Genomic DNA, 1049 nt, shown 5'->3' with positions numbered 1-1049 from the left:
TGGAACACCTACATCTTTATTAACGAAGCGCTGGCATTGACCCTGAGTGATTTTTCTCTGGTCCCGCCGCATCCATACCGCCAGTTGTTTACCCTCACAACGTTCCAGTAACCGGGCATGTTCATCATCAGTAACCCGTATCGTGAGCATCCTCTCTCGTTTCATCGGTATCATTACCCCCATGAACAGAAATCCCCCTTACACGGAGGCATCAGTGACCAAACAGGAAAAAACCGCCCTTAACATGGCCCGCTTTATCAGAAGCCAGACATTAACGCTTCTGGAGAAACTCAACGAGCTGGACGCGGATGAACAGGCAGACATCTGTGAATCGCTTCACGACCACGCTGATGAGCTTTACCGCAGCTGCCTCGCGCGTTTCGGTGATGACGGTGAAAACCTCTGACACATGCAGCTCCCGGAGACGGTCACAGCTTGTCTGTAAGCGGATGCCGGGAGCAGACAAGCCCGTCAGGGCGCGTCAGCGGGTGTTGGCGGGTGTCGGGGCGCAGCCATGACCCAGTCACGTAGCGATAGCGGAGTGTATACTGGCTTAACTATGCGGCATCAGAGCAGATTGTACTGAGAGTGCACCATTGCGGTGTGAAATACCGCACAGATGCGTAAGGAGAAAATACCGCATCAGGCGCTCTTCCGCTTCCTCGCTCACTGACTCGCTGCGCTCGGTCGTTCGGCTGCGGCGAGCGGTATCAGCTCACTCAAAGGCGGTAATACGGTTATCCACAGAATCAGGGGATAACGCAGGAAAGAACATGTGAGCAAAAGGCCAGCAAAAGGCCAGGAACCGTAAAAAGGCCGCGTTGCTGGCGTTTTTCCATAGGCTCCGCCCCCCTGACGAGCATCACAAAAATCGACGCTCAAGTCAGAGGTGGCGAAACCCGACAGGACTATAAAGATACCAGGCGTTTCCCCCTGGAAGCTCCCTCGTGCGCTCTCCTGTTCCGACCCTGCCGCTTACCGGATACCTGTCCGCCTTTCTCCCTTCGGGAAGCGTGGCGCTTTCTCATAGCTCACGCTGTAGGTATCTC

At 55.0% G+C, this 1049-nt stretch carries 1 protein-coding gene and 1 pseudogene; one reads left to right on the top strand and one right to left on the bottom strand.

Going from position 1 to position 1049, the window contains the following annotated elements; translation table 11 throughout:
- Positions 1-183: pseudogene (locus tag SB749_RS18625) on the bottom strand (hypothetical protein); the annotation flags it as partial.
- Between the two features lie 31 nt (positions 184-214).
- Between SB749_RS18625 and SB749_RS18620 the strand changes: the two are divergent.
- Complete coding sequence (locus SB749_RS18620) at positions 215-406, top strand: Rop family plasmid primer RNA-binding protein (protein WP_000165985.1); 192 nt, start codon at positions 215-217, stop codon at positions 404-406.
- Positions 407-1049 lie beyond the last annotated feature (643 nt).

The sequence above is a fragment of the Brevibacterium sp. SIMBA_078 genome, assembly GCF_046534565.1.
In the GTDB taxonomy this organism is placed as follows: Bacteria; Actinomycetota; Actinomycetes; order Actinomycetales; family Brevibacteriaceae; genus Brevibacterium.
This window is presented reverse-complemented; position numbering and strand designations above follow the sequence as displayed.